We start from the raw sequence: 17,515 nt of genomic DNA, 5'->3' as shown, positions 1-17,515 counted from the left end.
ACAAATCTAGGTGGGTATAAGGGCCAGGTAAATAATTTCGAAGGTTCCTGTCATCATCCTCCTTCCCCGCCAGATGCCACAGCCTCCCGCGCCCGCCGGATGCGCTCCGTGGCGGGGCCGTAAAAGGCCGGGGCGGTTTCAAAGCAGACGAAGCGGCGGCCCGTGTTCAGCGCGGCCACGGCAGTTGTGCCGGAGCCAGCGCAGATGTCCGCCACCACCTCGCCGGGGCGTGTGTAGGTGCGGATCAGGTACTCGCACAGGGCCACGGGCTTCTGCGTGGGATGTACGGTGGTTGTCACCGTGGGGAACGCCAGCACGTTCCCCGGAAAGCGCCGCCCATCGGACTCCCCGCTGGTGCGTTCAAACTCCCCGTAGTTGGGGCTGCTCCCGCTGCAACGGTGGATTTTCTTGTACGGCTTGCCCTGCTCAAACTGCGGAAAGTAGGCCGGGGACTTCTGGTAGAACACCAGAATGTTCTCCGTCTTTTTCAGCGGAGCGCGGCGGGCATTGAGAAAACCCGTGCAGCGGCTTTTGTACCATACCCACTCATAACGGAGCATGGCGAGGTTGGACGCGCCCAGCACCTTGTCATAGGGGCATTGTGCGAAAAACAGCACCGCGCCCTCCGGCTTGACGGCCCATTTCACCGCCTCCCACAGCTCTGGGAGCGGCAGCGGCACATCCCAAAAGTTCCGGGTCGTGCCGTAGGGCGGATCGGTCAGCAACATATCCACGCTATGCTTTGGCAGGGAGCGCAAGCCCTCAATGCCGTCGGAGAGGTGCAACCCCTCCGGGATCGGCCTCTGGCCACCATGACCAGAAGCGGCGGTATCAGCGATAAGATCACCTTTCCTTTCTCAATGGGCGCTGAAGATGCTTTTGGAGATCGTCCCGGTTTTCATCAGCATGAAGCACAGAAGCACCGTATAGCCGATACAGCCCCAAATCGCGCCGATAGGATCTCCGCTTGTGGCGATCCCCTGAATGAGCACCGCATAGATCGCCACGCAGACGAGGATCAGCATACCCTGAAAGCCCACGGCAAACAGGGAGCGCAGATAATTCTGGCCCATCGTGCCAAGCTCCCGGTTGGAGAGCGTCGCCACGGGGATGGGGGCTAAACTGGTCAGCAGATATATCTCGATCATGCGGCCATATACGATCACGAAAATAAAAATGTTCAGCGCCAGCATGGTAAACTTAATGAGGAACGATTGCAGAAACAGGCCCAGCAGAGGGCCAAGCTCCATCATTTCAAGGGTCATTTCCAGATCGGCCAGCATATCCGGCGTGATGTTGGTTGCGCCTGTGACGATGCCCGCCGCGCTTGCGATCACGCTTTGGGACACGTCAAAGACTGCCATGACGATATTGAACGTGTTGGACAGAATCAGGATGGCACAAGTGGTTTTGAATACCCATTTGTAGATATTCGCCACGTCGAACTCGTGCATATTGTTCTTTTCCAGTATCATCTGGATCAGCTCATAGGTGGCAACAAAGGTCAGGATCAATCCGGCAATCGGTAATATCACCGTTTCGGAAAGCTGCCGTATCAGGGAGAACACCCCGGCGTTCCATGCCGCCGGGGTAGTCCCCACCTGTACGGATATTTCCCCGACGCGGGTATTCACCGTGTCAAACAGCCCCTCGAGGTTTCCCATGATGCCCTCGATCAAAAGCCCTTTGAGCCATTCCGTGATCCATTCGGTGAGAATACCCATCGGCAGCTACCCTTAAAACAGGGTAGACAGCAGAGGGATCAGGGTCGTACCCAGCACGATGATGCCGCCGCCCGCCATGAGCTGTTTTATCCCCAATTAGGTGTAAAACTCTGCTCGATGGCGGGCGGCGGCGTACAAAAAATCTATATGGTATTTTTTAAGAGAACCGTCCCGGCGGGACAGGTCAGGCAGTGACCTGTTCCACCTCCGGGATGGGTTTGAGATTAAAATGAATTTCGATAGAAATGTGTCTTGTTTTATCTTCGTCAATGCGCTCATGCACGACGATTTCTTTGATTAAGCGGTTAAGGGTGGCTGCGTCCAGCTCTGTGATGTTGGCGTATTCCTGAATGGCTTCCACCCATTGTTTTGCGTCATTGGCAAGCTGGACTTCATCAGACAGCCGCTTTCTGCCCTCGGACACTTTTGCTTTAAGCTCCGTCTGCTCGGTCTGTGTCTTTTCCAGCATGGTGTTGAAATTCTGCTCACTGATACGCCCTGCAATCATATCCTCATAAAGCCGCATGACCATTTTGTCCAGAACCTCAATCCGTTCCTCGTCCCTTGTAAGGGAGCGTTCCATTGCTTCCCGCTGTTCCCGCTGCTCGGCTTCACAGGTATTGGTCAGGCGGTCAGCAACCGCTTCCCCGTCCATCAGGGCAGCTCTGGCACATTCCCGGATTTTCCGCAGCACATGGCTGTAAAGGGTGTCATAGTCAATCCGGTGCTGGGTGCAGTGGTTCTTTCCAAAGGCATTGTAGGTCTTGCAGGAGTAAATCCGCTGGGGATGTTTTGCGTTTGTGTAGCGTATCGTCAGCGACTTCCCACACTCGCCGCATTTTATCAGTCCGGCAAACAGGCTGATTTCATTGGTCTGCCCCGGACGCTGGCGGGATTTCAGCTTGTTCTGCACAATATCAAAGCTCATGCGGTCAATCAGCGGTTCGTGCTGTCCCTCAACCACAACCCAGTCCTCCGGTTTCTTTTCCCCAATCGTGCCGATTTTGAAGCGGTAGTCTTTTTTCTGGGAAGCAATCGCCCCGGTGTAGACGGGATTCATCAAAAGGTCTTTGATAACGGAGAAGTCCCACATATACCGCCCGTTTTCCGGGTCTTTCTTTTCCCATTTGGTGCGGGTATTGCGAAGCCCCCGTTCCCGGTTCCACCATGTGGGGCAGGGGATTTTTTCTTCCTCCAGCCGTCTGCGGATATAGTTCGGACCATGACCGTTTAGGGCATATCCGAAAATCAGTCGCACAATCGGGGCGGTTTCCTCGTCAATGAGCAGATGGTTTTTGTCCTCCGGGTCTTTCCGATACCCAAACGGGGCAAGACACCCGGTAAACTGTCCTTTCTGCGCTTTCAGAAGATAAGAGGAATGGACTTTCTTGGAAATATCCTTGCTGTACATCTCGTTCAGGATATTCTTGAACGGGGCAATATCGTTGTTATCCCGCAGGGTGTCGATACCGTCATTCATGGCGATATAGCGGACACCGTTTCTTGGGAAAAAGTCCTCAATCAAATGCCCGGTTTGCAGATAGTTCCGCCCCAGTCGGCTGAGGTCTTTCGTGATGACAAGGTTGATTTGCCTGCGCTCAATGGCTCTCAACATTCTCTGTAAATCAGGACGCTCCATATTAAGACCTGTGAAGCCATCGTCCTGATAGACTGCCACAACCTCCCATCCCTGCTTTTCGCAGTATTTTTCCAGCATATCACGCTGGTTTGCGATACTGGCACTTTCGCCTTGCAGGTCATCGTCCTTTGACAGTCTGCAATAGACCGCTGCACGATAGCCCCCGGCAAGTGCCGAACCGATTGTTCTGTATTCCATTTCGTTCATCATAGCCATTTACCCACACAATCCAGACGGTATCCGGCTCTTTTGAACCTCATCTTCATTATACTTCAATTCTTTCTTTTTAGCAAGATATTCTTTTGTATTTGACTTGCCGTATTTCTGGGAAATCAGGCTGACGAACACATCGGTGGCGTCCAGCTCCCCGTCAAATACAGTGGTCACATGAATCTCTGTTTTGTTTTTTGCCATAGGCAGTTATCCTCCATACATGAAAATAGCCAGACAGAGGGTGTCGGCAACGAAGTCCGGCAACGGGCTTCAAAAGACCTTGCAAACAATCTCAATCTGGCGGTGGTTACTATTTATACTTTTCTTTTATTTTTCTGTTGTTTTGGTTGTCATAGGGGAGAAAAGCCCGCAGTTATGGGTTTTTCCCCGGCAACCGGCTCGGCAACGGGATAGCAACGAAGTCGGCAACGGGCTGTCATTTTCAGAATGGAAGCTCCATCTGCTCCGTGACCTCCACAAAACCGTCCATAGATTTTTCGGGCGGGTTGTCGGTGTCCGTTGCCGGGATTTCACGCTCCCAGCCCTTTTGTCTGCCATATTCCGCAAACATTCTTGGATTGGAAAAGTAGTTCCACCCGGTAATGCACTGGTTCATTATCTCGTTGATTTCCCGGATTTCCCATTGCTTCGGCTCGTCAAAGGTGTGATTTAAGGCTTCCTTGTAGAGCTGCTTGGAACAGACCGTTTCCCCGGTGTACTTATCAAGGTAAGCCTGTATCATCCCGGCTTTGGTGTCCTCCGGCATAAAATCCCGCTGGTGTTCTTTGAGATACCGCTGCATGGCTGGGCTGAATGACAGCTTGTACCTGCCGCTTCGGTAAATCTCCATTGCTTCCGCCCACATCTGGCTGATATAGGCTCTGGAAGCGGCTTCGTCTTCCAAAATGTGAACCTCGGCTTGCTCCGGGTACACCATGACCGGGATAAATCGGCGGTTGCCGGAACGGTCAAGGGGGAGAAAGTCAAGGGCGTTGGAAGTACCGCCGAACACGCACTGACGGGGACGGTCTGCCGGGTGGGTTTCATAGGGTATCTTATAAACCTCTTTCTGTCGGCTTAGAAAAGACTTGATTTCCTCAATGCTCTTGGCATTGGCGGTTGCCATCATTTCCGACATTTCAATTATCCAGTGACCTTGCAGCTTGCGGTACACGTTATCATCGTCCAGCTTCCGCAAATCATCGGAAAACCACTCGTCCCGGACTGCCAGCAGACGGAAGAAGGTGGACTTGCCAGCCCCCTGACCGCCTACCAGACACAGCATGATTTCAAACTTGCTTCCGGGCTTAAATGCCCTTGTAATCGCCCCCAAAAGAAACAGCTTTAGGGCTTCATAGGTGTAATCGTCCACATCCGCCCCCAGAAAGTGCCGCAGACAGAAGCGGATGCGCTCCGTCCCGTCCCATGCAAGGCTGTTCAGAAAATCCCGGATGGGGTGGTACTTATTCTCATTCGCCACAATCCCGATGGCGGTTTCAATCTTTTTCTCACTGGTCAGCCCGTAGGTTTCCTCCAGATAGAGAAGCAGATACTTCATGTCTGTATCGGTCAGGGCTGTGCTTTCTCTGTGAAAACCGATGGGCTTTATGATGTCCTTTCGGTCGGTCAGGATGTTATAGGCGATTGCCCCGGCAAGCACCGGGTCACGCTGGAATACGGTCAGGCAGTTCCGTATGCTCTGGCGGACACCGCCTTTCTCGGTGGTTTCCAGAGTTGCCTTTACTTCCTCAACGCTCTGGGGCGGCTGCATGGCGTTCATGGTGTTTTTTAGTTCTTGCTGCGTCTGCGGCGGCAAGCTCTGCCATTCGCTGTTCAAGCTGTATCACATCCTTTCCATGTTCCGTAATCAGTGAAGCGATTTCCTCCGTATCCCCGAACAGCAGCACATCCAGCAGATATTCCACATGGGCTTGCTTCTGCAAGGCTTCCACGAACCGGGGATGAAACGCTTCCTCCGGGGAGTGCGGGGCATAGTCGGTTTTCCATACCCGTAAGAGGTGTAGATAATCGGCAAGGACACGGAAGCAATGTGCCTTTGCTTCCCGGAACTGTTCTTCCGGGGATTTCTGCCGGGGCTTGGGCTTCCTTGCCCTGCCCGGTGGCTTCCAGTCCTCATAGGCAAGCCCGAAGTCACTCGCCAACTGTGCGGCGGCTTCCTTTTTCCCCAGCCCGTACAGGGCAGCTACAAAATCAATCACATCCCCATCTGCACCACATCCGAAGCAGTGGAAACGCTTGTCCAGCTTCATGCTGGGGGTCTTATCGTTGTGGAACGGGCAGCAAGCCATCCCGTTTCTGTTTACCCGGATTCCGTAATGCTCCGCAGCCTGTCTTGTCGTAACGGACTGCTTCACAGCTTCAAATACATTCAAATCAATTCCTCCTTGTAAAAAAGAAAAGGCACTTATCATTCTCAATCTGAAAATGGCAAGTGCCTGTTAAAGTTCCATATCCTGTTGTTTGTGTTTCGTCTGCGCCGGGGCGTTTTTCTGTGCTCTCTTCTCGTCAGCCTTATCCTGCAAGACTTCTTTGAGGGGCTGCTTCTTGGGCGGCTCTTTGCTTTCCTCTGTGCCGGGTGTGGCTTTCCGTACCCAGTAGCGGATGTCCCACAGCTTCTTCAAATCTTCCTGCACCTCGGTCAACGGTACTTTCAAGTCTGCGATTTCGTCCACAAGCTTCGCCTGTTCCTGCAAAAGCTCCTTTTTCGTGCTGTCCTTATCGTCCGGGTGCTTGGCAAGGTAGGCACTGGCTTTCTCAAACCGGGCAACCTCCGGGTGTTCCAGCTTGAATTTTTCCTTAGTTTTCTTGAAAAATATCTTCTGGTATTTCTCATAAACGGGCTTACATTCCTTACAGTCCGTCCGGGCGGCAAGGATAGCGTCAATCACGTTGCTGCGGGTTTCCTTTGGCTTCATCTGCTTTCGGTAGTCGGCGGCAGATTTCCCGGACGTTTCTATAAAGTTTTCCAAATCCTCCACGGTGGAAAGTCCCTTTCTCTGGAGATAGGACAGGGCTTCGCTGACTGCCTTTAAGTCTTTGGAAGTCCCCCGGCTTTGTCCCGCCCGTGTCCAGCTGCTCCGTTCTGCCTTTCGTATCTCCATATACTTCATCAGCAGATTGGGAAGAAAGACCGCTTCCTCCGCAGCTTTTTGGGCAAGCAGTTCATTCCGCTTTTCGCTAAGCTCCGCAATCCAGCCTTTGAGATTTTTAATAAGCTGCCGGATGGACTTCATCAAACTATTGGCGGCTTTGATTTCTCGGTTCAGGTTGCCGATGTTCGTCTGAATCCCACGCTTTTCCATCTGCCGGACAGCAGCCCCTTCATGGACGGTAGGGATAATATCAAGCCCCTGTCTTTCGTAAGAACGGAGATCTACTCGTTCCGGGCGGTTGTTGGCTTCCAGATAGCGGTTTTGGATGACCTCCCATTCATGCCGCCAGATTTCGCCATATTTGCGGTCGTTCCAGTCAACCGTATCTTCCTTGTGGCTTTTCCACCTGCCGGACGGGAGCTTGATTCGTTCCCCGTTCTTATCAAGTTCATAGACCTTGCGGCTCTTGGGAAGCCATTTCCCACGCTCATCCATTGCCCGCATGGTCAGCATGACATGGGCGTGTGGGTTTCCGTCCCCTTTGTCATGGATGGCAAAATCCACGCACATTCCTTTGGAAACAAACTGCTGGCGGCAGAAATCCCGTACAAGGGCGGCGTACTGGTCGGGCGGTATCTCTCTGGGAATGGAAAGCACCCACCGCCTTGCAAGCTGGGAGTTCCATTGCTTCTCAACAGCTTCGGCAGCGTTCCAGAGGGTGTTGCGGTCTGTGTACTCCAGGGGAGCATTTGCCGGGAGCAGGATTTCATTGTGGACGATCCCACGCTTTTCCGGGTAGTGCTTCACTTGCTGGTCATATTCACAGAACAGCTTTTCACCACTCTGGTAAGCAGCGGCGGCAACCGCAGACTGCCGCTGGCTGCGCTGAACAATCGTGATTTCGTTGTGTGGACAGGGCATTTTGTGTCCCTCCTTTCGGTAATTGGTGGATGGGGTGGCGCTTTACCACCTCATTTTGGGCAGAAAAAAAGCAGGCAACCTTTTTCAGATTTCCTGCTCGGTGTGCCGCTGTGTGAGCGGCGGGTATTTAGTTGTAAAAGTTTGGGACAAGTTGACCCGATGTGTGGGTGGCAAACTGGAATTTACGATACCTTATACATATCGTTTTTATAAAACATTATTGCATCTTTTTTATTTGCATTTTTTAAGACAATAAAAACATTATATACATCGGGAAATGGTGAAACCATACCCATACATGACATGCCAAACATTAGTCCATTTAGTTCTCTATATTCTGCCGGACTAACAATAAAAATCAATAATGGTATTATTCCAAGCACAAATGGTAATAGGCACATTACAATAAACCTTCTACGCTTCAGAGGATATGATGCTAATGCAACAAATGATATCTTACCCGTTATTTTACCTATCGTAACCAGTGCGTTTCTCGGATAGACAATCCCATGTAACCACTCGTGTATCACCAAACAAATATACCCCAGACAAAAACCAATCAAAATAAATACATGTGAAATAACAACTGTCTTGTTCATAACTGTTTTACACAGCATCGTTACAAACATTAAAACACATAATACCGCTGCAATAGGTGCCGCTTTTTTCATCATCTCTTCAATGCTCTGAGGTGTTTCTATTTTAACAGCATTCTTTGGTAAAATACCTGTCTGATACTCACTTATATCTTCAATAGACATTTTTAATTTTATCATTACCAATTCACCTCCAAAAAGAGTAACAAACTCCGATTAGTCGTTGACTTCATTATACTTTATTCGACCGTCAAAGTATAGAGAGATTTTGTAAAACTTGTCGGCTGGGAACAACTTGCAACGCAAGGTGTCCCCAGATGGCAAGTCCACAAAAGGGTAGCTGGCGGCAGCCAGCGCAGGGGAAGCGTAGCGTCCCCTGTTTGATTTGGAGCAGACCATGACTGCGGAAAATCACAGCCCTCCGGCGAGGAGCCTTCGGAGAACGCAATGCACCATCCTCTGGGTGGTGTATAATTGCGCCCTTAGTAAACTAAGGGGTTTCCGGCTTCTCCCGTTCCAGCAGTTTCTTCAATAGTTCCTGCGTGTCCTGCCTGTGAAAAATGAGTTTCAACAACAGCATGACATCATCGTCTGTCAGGCGTTCCGGCTCTTGCAGAAAACTTTCCAGCATACCGCCACGAGTGCAGAGCCGGTGCGTCCGTTCCTTTCGGGTAAGCTGCTTTAACTGGTGCTGCAACGCCTTTTCATCATTGATGGCTTTCCGCAGCTTCTTTTCGCTTTTTTCCAGCTCCCGGTTGAGCTTTTCCAGCTTTGAGGTATCAGGCAAGGGCAGCGTCCTCCTTTCCCGGTATCAGCACATAAATTCGGTTTGGTTCTCCAACTCCCTGACGCACCCGCATGATAAGCCCGGCGGTTTCCAGTTCATTCAAAGAACGCTTGACCGTCATGGGACTGCGGGACAGGACTGTAGCAATGGCTGTGACAGGGAAGCAGACAAACAGGATTCCATTTTCGTCCTCCTGCCCTTTGGATAGCATAGCGTCCAGCATCCGGCAGTACATGACCTTTGCGGTGCTGCTGACTGGAAATCCTGTCAACGCTCTGGGAAATGGCATACATGGCGGCAATGGTGTGTCTATCGTCATAAATTCAAAATTCATTCGGTGTGTTCCTCCTTTTTCTTTGCTCGTTTGGATAAATAACGGGGACAGTCAATCACAACCGCCCGGAAGCTCTGCTTGCACCCATGCTGGCATTTCCGGCATAATTCGTTGTAAGTGACACGCCCCCGATCATTGAGGTAAAAGGAAAGCTCATGCTTCCTCTTTTTGCTCATTCTCGGCATATTGCGCTTCCTCCCGTTTTAGTGTATGGTTTCGGGGCGATTTTCGGCAAAATTACGGTCATAGAGCCGCTTAAAATCTCCCGAAGTATACAGCGATAGGGTAGACTATCCCCCTATCAGATTGTCGTGTTTCGGTATCATTTCGGTGTCAGTTCGCCAGTTCTCCCCGGTGTCGTTCCTCCCCTGAATCTCACAGCGGCGTATCGCTCCCTTTGGTACGCTCGTTTTGGTCAGGATTCCTCCACATCCCTGCCAAAAGTCATGGCACTACATCGCCGGGGAAGCATATCCCACACAGGCTGGTCATTCGATTGGAATAATCCATCGATGAACTACCTGTATCATAGAACATTTTTGTACCCTGTGCCGTATGTCCACAAAGTAGGAATTAAGGGTAAAAATCAGAAATTTCCACGATTGCGGAATTGATATGGTATAATCAATTCAACGGTTATAAATGTTGTCAGAAGGGGGAACTGCTTCAATGAACGGAGCTACTACAATACAGGAACGGCTAAAAGATTTACGATTAAACAAAGGATTAAAACTGGAAGAACTGGCTGAGCAAACGGGTATTTCAAAATCGGCTCTTGGCAGTTATGAAAAAGATGACTATAAGGAAATCAATCATGGCAACCTTATCCTGCTGGCAGATTTTTATGGGGTGTCCATTGATTATCTCTTTTGCCGGACAGAGAACCGGGCGGAGATCAACACGCCATTAAGGGAGCTGCATTTGAGTGATGAGATGGTAGCACTTCTGAAAAGCGGTCGGATTAACAACCGTCTGCTGTGCGAACTTGCCACCCATAAGGACTTTATCAAGTTTCTTGCGGACATTGAGATTTATGTGGATGGGATTGCCACCATGCAGATTCAAAACCTCAACGCCCTTGTCGATACTGTCCGGCATGAAATCATTGAACGGTATCGCCCCGGCGAAGATGACCCCCATTTGAAAGTGTTGCAAGCCGCCCATATCAGCGATGATGAGTATTTCAGTCAGATGGTACGGGATGACCTCAACCTCATTATCCGGGATATTCGAGAAGCCCATAAAAAGGACAGTGAGAGTGCACCCCAGACCACTGTTGCCAATGAACTGAAAGAAAATCTGGAAGCGGTCGAAAATTTCAAGGGCAGCCGTGATGAAAAGCTGGTTGTCCTTTACTGTAAGCAGCTTGGTATCAACTATAAAAATCTGTCAGATGAAGAATTTCGCTGGCTGATTCGGATTCTCAAAAAGTCAAAGAAAATGGGAACGCCCATCAGCCAGAGGAAAAAACGATAAAGAAAAACCGCTGTTGCATGGTTGGGATGCCTTCCATGTAGCAGCGGTTCTTACTGTGGTTATTATTTCATTCGTTTTCTTAATATCCGGCGATAATTTGTTTCTCCCTTTGGTGCGTCCTGTATAATTTCCAACACACCATCTTCAAGCATTTTATCAATGCGATTGGAAATCCATACATCACTAATTCCAAGTTGATATTTTCCTAAAACATTACCTATGACAATAGCCATTTTGAATTGTTCTGGCTGTTCCGCAATTTCACGAAGAATGAAACTATCATATATATCTTCTGAAACGCTTTGCAATTTACCATTTAACATTGCACGCAAAGGTGCATTTTCATTTTGAAGTTGATTCCATTTCATAGTACAAGCTGAAAGAAATACAGGATTAGCTTTCTCTTGTAGCGTTATATAGTTTCCCCATTCGCCAGGAGACACCTCGCCCCATGCTATTTTGGATGTCATAGTATTTTCTTTTCCATATTCCCATGTAGGTAACTTAACCAAATAAATTGTTGTCTGGCAGTTTAATGGTTGAAGTTGTTTCATAAGCCAATACATACCACAAAGCTCATCTGGATTATAGCTATACCAAATGCGAATTTCTTCCCCAGCTACATATCGTTCAATCACTGAGGTCAATGTAGTTTTAATTTTCTGTATTTTTTCTTCAACCTGATAATCTAAATCTTCTACAAAGCAGACAGACAGCATTTTCTTGAAAATATTTTTCCGCTGTTCGCCAATTCCATTATCAGAAATATCTCCCACACTAAGAACCATATCAAAACAATAAACATCACTGCTCTTGCCTCCCAATGGAATAGCATTCTCCCAAGCAATGCGTTCTTGTTCCTGTGCTTGAAGCTGTGCCTTTTTCATTTCATCTGAAGATGGAACACTCCCGTCTTCGTGCCTCATAAATATTGAAACAGCACTTCCTCTATACTTTCCCTTGCCGTAAGTTTGGGCAATTTTCAAACTTCCACAGGCACTTTCACCAAATACAATTTCAATCATCTTATATACCTCCGATTTAATTGCTCCCGTTATGAATAAATCATCTCATACAAAACAATTTCTTCTGCCCTGTTGTGAATGTTATTGCAACGCTGCACCCATTCCATTTGTCGGGTACACTTCAATTCCTCTGTCACGCCCTCGGTAGCTTTCATCTGCTCCATGATAGTGTCTAACCGTTTTTGTGCCTGTTCATTCAGGTCTGCAAGATATGTCAACAATTCTCCGGTCAGTATCAATGTATTCAATCTGGCTGGGTGGACTTCTCTTAAATATTCCCGGTGCATTCGTCCGTACTTTCCGATAGGGCGGTGTTCCTCCGGCAGTTTCAAGCCTGGAATGTAGTAATCTCCGACAAGGATATAATCAATTCCGTTTTCCGTTATTCTTGGTTTCAATTCGCTCATGTTCCTTACCTCCTGTGGAAGCAGGCTCGTCTGGTACTAACTCAATCACATCAGTAATCTCACAATTCAGAGTTTCACAGATACGGGCTAATGTATCCATGCTGATGTGCTTTCCCTCTTTGCTCATGTTGGCAATCATATTTGTTGTCATACCAGCAGCAAGCCTTAAATCCTCTTTTCTCATATCACGCTCTAACAGTGTGTGCCAGAGTGGTTTATAGCTGATGTGCATATTGTTTTCCTGCCTTTCTATCCATACCACCGGGGCGGTTGCCCCGGCAGGAACTTTTCTCTTATTATAACACCAATCTTGTGAAATCACAATTTATTCTTGTAGCCTGCCGCTGATACCGTCTGGATTGTGCATTCCCTTTCTTTTTGTTCCCTTTAATTAGCCATGAACTGCTTGATGCCCTGGCTTTTGGCCGCTGCGTTATCCGAGCCGTAGCCCTCCAGCAGATTGACCACGCCCCACACGGCAAGGCCAGCGCCCAGCGCCACGACGAGAGTTTGCAGGGTAGTAACGGCAGAAGCAAAAAACTGCATAAGTCCTCCATTTCTCCGGGGGCAACGCCCCGGCCATGAAAAAAGCCGCCATTTCTGGCGGCAGCTGATCCTCTGGCCACCGTGACCAGAAGTTATACAAAGGCATCCGGGTCGTCGAGATCGTCATAGTTGAGGATGTCCTCGTCCTCGCCTGTGATTGCCTCATCCGGCACGTCCACCTTGTAAACGGTATAGGTTTCGTTGGGGTTGAGCTTGTCCATCCGCCGCGTCACAAGGCTGTTGAGGTCAAAAGCGTTCTTCACCTTGTCGGCCTCGGCGGTGTATTTGTAGTTGGGATGCTGCTTCAAATCGTACTTCTTGGAGTAGAACGGCGGCAGGCCCCGAAGCTGCAAAATGCATCGATCTCCGGGCATGGTGGCAAGCTCGCTTGGGGTCATCAGCTCCCGGCCCAGCCGCTGCGTGTTCTGGCTGTAGCTTTCGGACTGCCCACGGGAGCGCCCCTCGGTCTGCATGGAGATGGTGGCCTTTCCCAGCCAGTTCTCCGAGATTTCCTTGATAGTGGAGCTTTCGCGTCCGCCGAGGAACAGCACACTATCCATGTTGCCGAGGATGGTTTCCGCGTTCTTGTCGTAGATGGCCTTGCATTGGGCCAACTGCTGATACAGCAGGCACAGGCTGATCTCACGGGAGCGGATGACGGCCACCAGCTTTTCAAGCTGGGGCACCTGTCCCGTATTGGCCGCCTCGTCCCACAGTACCCGCACATGATGGGGCAGCCTGCCGCCGTGAACATTGTCCGCCCGTTCGCACAGGAGGTTGAACATCTGCGAAAAGGCCAGCGCCACAAGAAAATTGTAGGTGCTGTCCGTGTCGCTGATGCAGAAAAAAGTAGCCGTCCGGCGATCTCCCATGCGGTCAAGCTCCAGCTCGTCATAGGACATGATCTCCCGAAGCTGGGGGATGTCAAAGGGGGCCAGACGCGCACCGCAGGAAATAAGGATACTTTTTGCGGTCTTGCCGCTGCTTAGCTTGAATTTGCGGTATTGCTTCACGGCGAAGCAATCCGGCTTGCGTTTGGCAAGGCCGTCAAACATATAATCCACAGCGTTTTTATAGTTTTCGTCATCCTCCTTGACCTCCATGCCGGAGATCATGTCCACCAGCGTATTTATATTCCGATCCTCGGCAGGCCCCTCGAAAATGATGTAGGCGATTAGGGCGCAGTACAAAAGCGTTTCCGCTTTCGTCCAGAACGGATCGCCCTCTTTACCCTCGCCCTTGGTGTTGGTGATCAGGGCGTTCACGAATTTCAGGATGTCGGCCTCGTTGCGGATATACGACAAAGGGTTGTAGTGCATGGACTTGGAAAAATCTATGCTGTTGAACACCTTGATCTGATAGCCTCGGCGCTGGAGAAAGACCCCGACCTGCCCCAGCACACCGCCCTTGGGGTCTACCACCACATAGGAAGAATGGGCCTGCAAAAGCTGCGGCGTGAGCCAAAAGCGGGTCTTGCCGGAGCCGGACGAACCGATCCCGCAGAAATTGAGATTGCGGGCGTTGGCGGGATTTTTGGGGCGGGTATTCATGGTAAGCCGTTCTGTGGCGGTCAGCAGCATATTGTTTTCAAACTTGGGATCGACAAAAGGCTTGATGTCTTTTTCGTTGCCCCAGCGGGCTGTGCCATACTCGGCATCGCGGCGAAATTTCTTTGCTTTTCTCGCCTTGCAGTAGATCAGCAACCGGAAGCCGACTGCGCCCACAATGCCGACAAACCAATCCAGCGGGGCAAGGCCGGGGGCAAAGCTGGCAAAGGCCGTGCCGATGGTCTGGCCCAGCCCCAGCAGCTTTTCCCCGAAGCCCGCGCCAGCGGCCAGACGGTATGCCGTGCCAATTTTCAGGCAAAACCAGCCGATGAACAGGTACGGGATGTTCGGAAGAACATACTTCCTGATTTTATCTGTCGCCATGCGCCGCCTCCTTTGTCAATTCCCGCTGGGGCTGCTTTTTCACCTGTTCCTCGGCCTGCCGGAGCTGCTCCCGGATCGGCGGCTGCCGGGATTTGGCCCGTTTCAGCTCCAAACGGGAATACTCGGCAAAGCAGCCTGTGATGGCATCGGCCTGCCGTGCCTTGAACAAAAGCAGATATTTTTCATCCCCCACACGACGGATGGCGTAGTCCACGCCCCATTTCCGGGCCACCTTGTCAAACAGTTTGGGCGTGTCCACCTCAATAGCGTTGATGTCCCCACCGTGGCCCATGAGCTTTCGCACACTCTGCTTGCCGTGGGGCGTCTGCGCCTTGCGGTGCTCCTTGGCAATCTTCCGTCCCACGGCGGCCACCACATAGGCCAGCGCACGGGCGGTCAGCTTGGACGCCTTGACGCTGACGGCGATGGTCTGCCGGGACACTTCATCTCCGACGATAGCTTACACCTCCTTTGCCCTCTGGCCACCGTGACCAGAAGCGGCCTATCTGTCCTCGCGGCTGGTGGGAAGCCGCAGCTTTTCCTCGTTCAGCGCCGAACGGTCTATGACCTCCTGATACGCCGCCATCTGCTCCCGGATATTCAGCTTGGGATAGGCAAAGATGCGGTGCTCCGGGGGAATATCCTCCATCCCGTGATACTGCTCCACAAAGCTGCCGCCGTTATTGAACACATAGCCGCCGGGGGCAAAATGGCCGCCCTCGTTGATCCGTGCGTCCCGCCCGTAGGCTTCAAAATCGAAGTAGGGCAGCACATTGTCCGGTACATCCAGCATTTCCATTTCCTCGATGTAGACCCGGCCCAGCGCCTCCTCGCTGTCGATACCGGGGTAGAAGTCATAGCAATCCAGATTTTGCGCGAGGTTGATCAGGTCATGGACGCTGCCCGTGTATTCGCCGCTGTCAATGACGGCCTCAAACTTTTCAATGTCGCTCTGGTCGAGGTCAGACAGCACATGGGCCAGATGGTTCAGCTCGTCAATACTTTCATACTCGCCCAAATGGTCATACAGGCCCAGCACATCACCGTCGAATGAGGTAATGAAGATTTCCTCATACCGTACCCCATCCACGCCGATGCGCTTCAAAAGGGCCTGCACCTCCTCCGTGGTGGCCGGGAATTTCAGCGTTTCGCCCACAAGCCGCCCCTCGTTGTATTTGCCGAGGTTGGTAATATAGGCTTCAAACAGGGATGATATTTTCAGCACCTCCTTGTCAGAACGTCGTATATGCCGCGCATAATGTACTCGGCGCAGGGCAGCGCGATAGCATTTCCCAGCGCCCGGTAGCGATGGGCGGACAGGATTTCCTCACCATCCGCGCCGTACTTTGTCCAGCCCTCCGGCAGCCCCATGAGCCGTTCACATTCTCTTTCTGTGGGAAAACGGACACAGCCCCCGGCAGGATCGTCCTCATACCAAAAGGCAAAGGGACTGACCGCGCTGGCTAACAGAGTGGGAAAAGGGTCAGTTGGCAATCCGAAGCTGTTTCGGAACGCCTCCGTTGTCCGCTCCTTTGCCGATGCCCGCATACGGTAGCATTGAAAGGGTCTGGTGATCGGTACACGCCGCCCTGCTTCAATAAAAGAGCCTCGATCTCCGCAGGCGGCGGACAGCCAGCAATCTCCGCCAGACGCAGAAATTGACTGCACTGCGCGGGGCTTAAAAAGTATTTCGTGGGAACATTGTCCTCCAAAGTCTGCCACAACAAAGACGCGCTGCCGTCGTGCCAATCGGGGGCTTGCCCAATGCTGGGCATCCATGAGCCGCCATGCGAGATCGGGCGTATGCCCTCGCACCATTCCGGCTCCTGTCCATCTTCCAGAAGCAGGCATTGAAATGTCGGCGGCTGTGAACGCTGAGAGCACGGCTCTAAAGTCCATCCGGTCATTTGAAAAAAACGCTCCCATGACGTTCTCCCAAACAGCGATTGCTGGAAATATACCATTTGTCGCCTCCCTCATTTCACGGATAATACGGATCGCATGAAAGAACAGACTGGATTTTTCCCCGGCAAGACCGGCCCTGTTGCCGATCTGTGAGAGGTTCTGGCAGGGTGAGCCAAAGGTGATAATGTGGACAGGCGGAATGTCGCCGCCGTTCAGCTTTGTCACATCCCCTAAATGCGCCATACCGGGAAAATAGCGTTTCGTGATGGAGATAGGCGCTTTTTCGATCTCGCTGGCCCATGCAGGCACGATACCGCAGCGCACCGCCGCCAGCGGGAACACGCCGATCCCGTCAAACAGGCTCCCCAGCCGGATCTCGTTCATATCAGCGGCGGCCCTGACGCTTTACGGTCAGGATGCCGTCCAGCGTGGTTGCCGTGATCCCCAGCCGCTGGGCCACAGCCACATCGTTTTTCATGCTTTCCGTGGAGATACTGCCGCACACCACCAGCATATGAGAGCGGCGGAGCAGGTCACGGCCCATGTCGATGCCGCTCTTGTGCTCCTCGGGAACGGCGTCGTTCAGGAAAAGGGGCTGATAGAGCGTGGGGCAGATGGGCGAAAAGCCCGCCTCATAGACAGCACGGCAATACTTGGCGGCCTGCTCCGTCGCCTCGCAGGGGTCGCCGCTCCACGCGGCGGTGATATACGCAAGGGGTCGTTTCATTGTGAAAACCTCCGTTTTTATATAATGTAGTGGGTCAACCTTTTCCCCCGCCCTTTTCCAATCGTGGAAAAGGGGGCGGCTCTGGAGGATATGCCCCCGCCGCTTGCCGGAGAAAAAGCACAGCCGGGGCAGGCGGTCAAGGGCAAAGCCGCCGCATACGGCGGGGCGAAG

At 51.4% G+C, this 17,515-nt stretch carries 21 protein-coding genes and 1 pseudogene; 1 reads left to right on the top strand and 21 read right to left on the bottom strand.

The genetic code is table 11. The features are described 5' to 3' along the window. Positions 1-53: 53 nt before the first annotated feature. The 12 genes and pseudogenes from BN3261_RS04165 to BN3261_RS04115 form a co-directional block, all read right to left on the bottom strand. Positions 54-839, bottom strand: coding sequence for a DNA-methyltransferase (locus BN3261_RS04165; RefSeq protein ID WP_059085521.1), 786 nt, complete (start codon positions 837-839; stop codon positions 54-56). A gap of 18 nt (positions 840-857) precedes the next feature. Further along, positions 858-1,724 carry a VirB6/TrbL-like conjugal transfer protein, CD1112 family gene (locus BN3261_RS04160; RefSeq protein ID WP_059085520.1) on the bottom strand — a complete coding sequence of 289 codons (867 nt, stop codon included), beginning with the start codon at positions 1,722-1,724 and terminating at the stop codon, positions 858-860. A gap of 12 nt (positions 1,725-1,736) precedes the next feature. Next, positions 1,737-1,817 (bottom strand): annotated as a pseudogene (locus BN3261_RS17125) (Maff2 family mobile element protein); the annotation flags it as partial. Positions 1,818-1,908: 91 nt separating this feature from the next. Then, positions 1,909-3,579, bottom strand: coding sequence for a recombinase family protein (locus BN3261_RS04155; RefSeq protein ID WP_059085519.1), 1,671 nt, complete (start codon positions 3,577-3,579; stop codon positions 1,909-1,911). Further along, complete coding sequence (locus BN3261_RS04150; RefSeq protein WP_007047419.1) at positions 3,580-3,777, bottom strand: hypothetical protein; 198 nt, start codon at positions 3,775-3,777, stop codon at positions 3,580-3,582. A gap of 241 nt (positions 3,778-4,018) precedes the next feature. Continuing rightward, positions 4,019-5,356 (bottom strand): virulence-associated E family protein, encoded by a 1,338-nt coding sequence (locus tag BN3261_RS04145; protein ID WP_007047420.1) that lies wholly within the window; start codon positions 5,354-5,356, stop codon positions 4,019-4,021. Further along, on the bottom strand, positions 5,325-5,969 hold the full coding sequence (locus BN3261_RS04140) for a CHC2 zinc finger domain-containing protein (protein WP_002595104.1): 645 nt from the start codon (positions 5,967-5,969) through the stop codon (positions 5,325-5,327). The genes BN3261_RS04145 and BN3261_RS04140 overlap by 32 nt, the downstream gene beginning before the upstream one ends. A 66-nt stretch (positions 5,970-6,035) precedes the next feature. After that, positions 6,036-7,610 (bottom strand): MobQ family relaxase, encoded by a 1,575-nt coding sequence (gene mobQ, locus BN3261_RS04135; protein WP_059085518.1) that lies wholly within the window; start codon positions 7,608-7,610, stop codon positions 6,036-6,038. A 182-nt stretch (positions 7,611-7,792) separates the two neighbouring features. Beyond that, positions 7,793-8,386: a DUF3267 domain-containing protein gene (locus tag BN3261_RS04130; RefSeq protein ID WP_015522488.1), complete on the bottom strand. Its 594-nt coding sequence runs from the start codon at positions 8,384-8,386 to the stop codon at positions 7,793-7,795. Between the two features lie 310 nt (positions 8,387-8,696). Further along, entirely contained in the window at positions 8,697-8,993 is a 297-nt protein-coding gene (locus BN3261_RS04125; protein ID WP_002594808.1) for a DUF3847 domain-containing protein, read from the bottom strand. Further along, on the bottom strand, positions 8,986-9,327 hold the full coding sequence (locus BN3261_RS04120; RefSeq protein ID WP_016317500.1) for a DeoR family transcriptional regulator: 342 nt from the start codon (positions 9,325-9,327) through the stop codon (positions 8,986-8,988). Before BN3261_RS04120 ends, BN3261_RS04125 begins: the two co-directional genes overlap by 8 nt. Then, complete coding sequence (locus tag BN3261_RS04115; protein WP_002304353.1) at positions 9,324-9,512, bottom strand: hypothetical protein; 189 nt, start codon at positions 9,510-9,512, stop codon at positions 9,324-9,326. Before BN3261_RS04115 ends, BN3261_RS04120 begins: the two co-directional genes overlap by 4 nt. Positions 9,513-9,996: 484 nt before the next feature. Here BN3261_RS04115 and BN3261_RS04110 point away from each other — a divergent pair, with 484 nt between their 5' ends. Next, a complete protein-coding gene (locus tag BN3261_RS04110; protein WP_059085517.1) occupies positions 9,997-10,803 on the top strand; it encodes a helix-turn-helix domain-containing protein in 807 nt (268 codons plus the stop codon). 62 nt (positions 10,804-10,865) lie between these two features. Here the strand turns inward: BN3261_RS04110 and BN3261_RS04105 are convergent, their stop codons facing one another. The 9 genes from BN3261_RS04105 to BN3261_RS04070 form a co-directional block, all read right to left on the bottom strand. Then, positions 10,866-11,828 carry a DUF3658 domain-containing protein gene (locus tag BN3261_RS04105; protein WP_005601707.1) on the bottom strand — a complete coding sequence of 321 codons (963 nt, stop codon included), beginning with the start codon at positions 11,826-11,828 and terminating at the stop codon, positions 10,866-10,868. A gap of 29 nt (positions 11,829-11,857) precedes the next feature. Then, on the bottom strand, positions 11,858-12,235 hold the full coding sequence (locus BN3261_RS04100) for a TnpV protein (protein WP_005335912.1): 378 nt from the start codon (positions 12,233-12,235) through the stop codon (positions 11,858-11,860). Beyond that, the gene (locus BN3261_RS04095; protein ID WP_002593556.1) at positions 12,195-12,467 is read right to left on the bottom strand and encodes a helix-turn-helix domain-containing protein; all 273 of its coding nucleotides are present in this window, start codon (positions 12,465-12,467) and stop codon (positions 12,195-12,197) included. The genes BN3261_RS04100 and BN3261_RS04095 overlap by 41 nt, the downstream gene beginning before the upstream one ends. 155 nt (positions 12,468-12,622) lie before the next feature. Next, on the bottom strand, positions 12,623-12,781 hold the full coding sequence (locus tag BN3261_RS17110) for a Maff2 family mobile element protein (protein ID WP_055060876.1): 159 nt from the start codon (positions 12,779-12,781) through the stop codon (positions 12,623-12,625). Positions 12,782-12,873: 92 nt separating this feature from the next. After that, on the bottom strand, positions 12,874-14,712 hold the full coding sequence (locus BN3261_RS04090) for a VirD4-like conjugal transfer protein, CD1115 family (protein WP_059085516.1): 1,839 nt from the start codon (positions 14,710-14,712) through the stop codon (positions 12,874-12,876). Continuing rightward, positions 14,699-15,154 (bottom strand): PcfB family protein, encoded by a 456-nt coding sequence (locus tag BN3261_RS04085; protein ID WP_330383233.1) that lies wholly within the window; start codon positions 15,152-15,154, stop codon positions 14,699-14,701. The genes BN3261_RS04090 and BN3261_RS04085 overlap by 14 nt, the downstream gene beginning before the upstream one ends. 60 nt (positions 15,155-15,214) lie before the next feature. Then, positions 15,215-15,928, bottom strand: a complete 714-nt coding sequence (locus BN3261_RS04080) for an antirestriction protein ArdA (RefSeq protein WP_059086864.1) — start codon at positions 15,926-15,928, stop codon at positions 15,215-15,217. 2 nt (positions 15,929-15,930) lie between these two features. Continuing rightward, positions 15,931-17,001, bottom strand: a complete 1,071-nt coding sequence (locus BN3261_RS04075; protein ID WP_059085515.1) for a DNA cytosine methyltransferase — start codon at positions 16,999-17,001, stop codon at positions 15,931-15,933. A 1-nt stretch (position 17,002) separates the two neighbouring features. Beyond that, complete coding sequence (locus BN3261_RS04070; RefSeq protein WP_059085514.1) at positions 17,003-17,344, bottom strand: DUF7768 domain-containing protein; 342 nt, start codon at positions 17,342-17,344, stop codon at positions 17,003-17,005. Positions 17,345-17,515 lie beyond the last annotated feature (171 nt).

Origin of the sequence: Blautia massiliensis (ex Durand et al. 2017), assembly GCF_001487165.1 — a bacterium.
Classification (GTDB): Bacteria; Bacillota; Clostridia; order Lachnospirales; family Lachnospiraceae; genus Blautia_A; species Blautia_A fusiformis.
The sequence above is the reverse complement of the archived record's forward strand: the minus strand, read 5'-3'. Positions and strand labels throughout refer to the sequence as shown.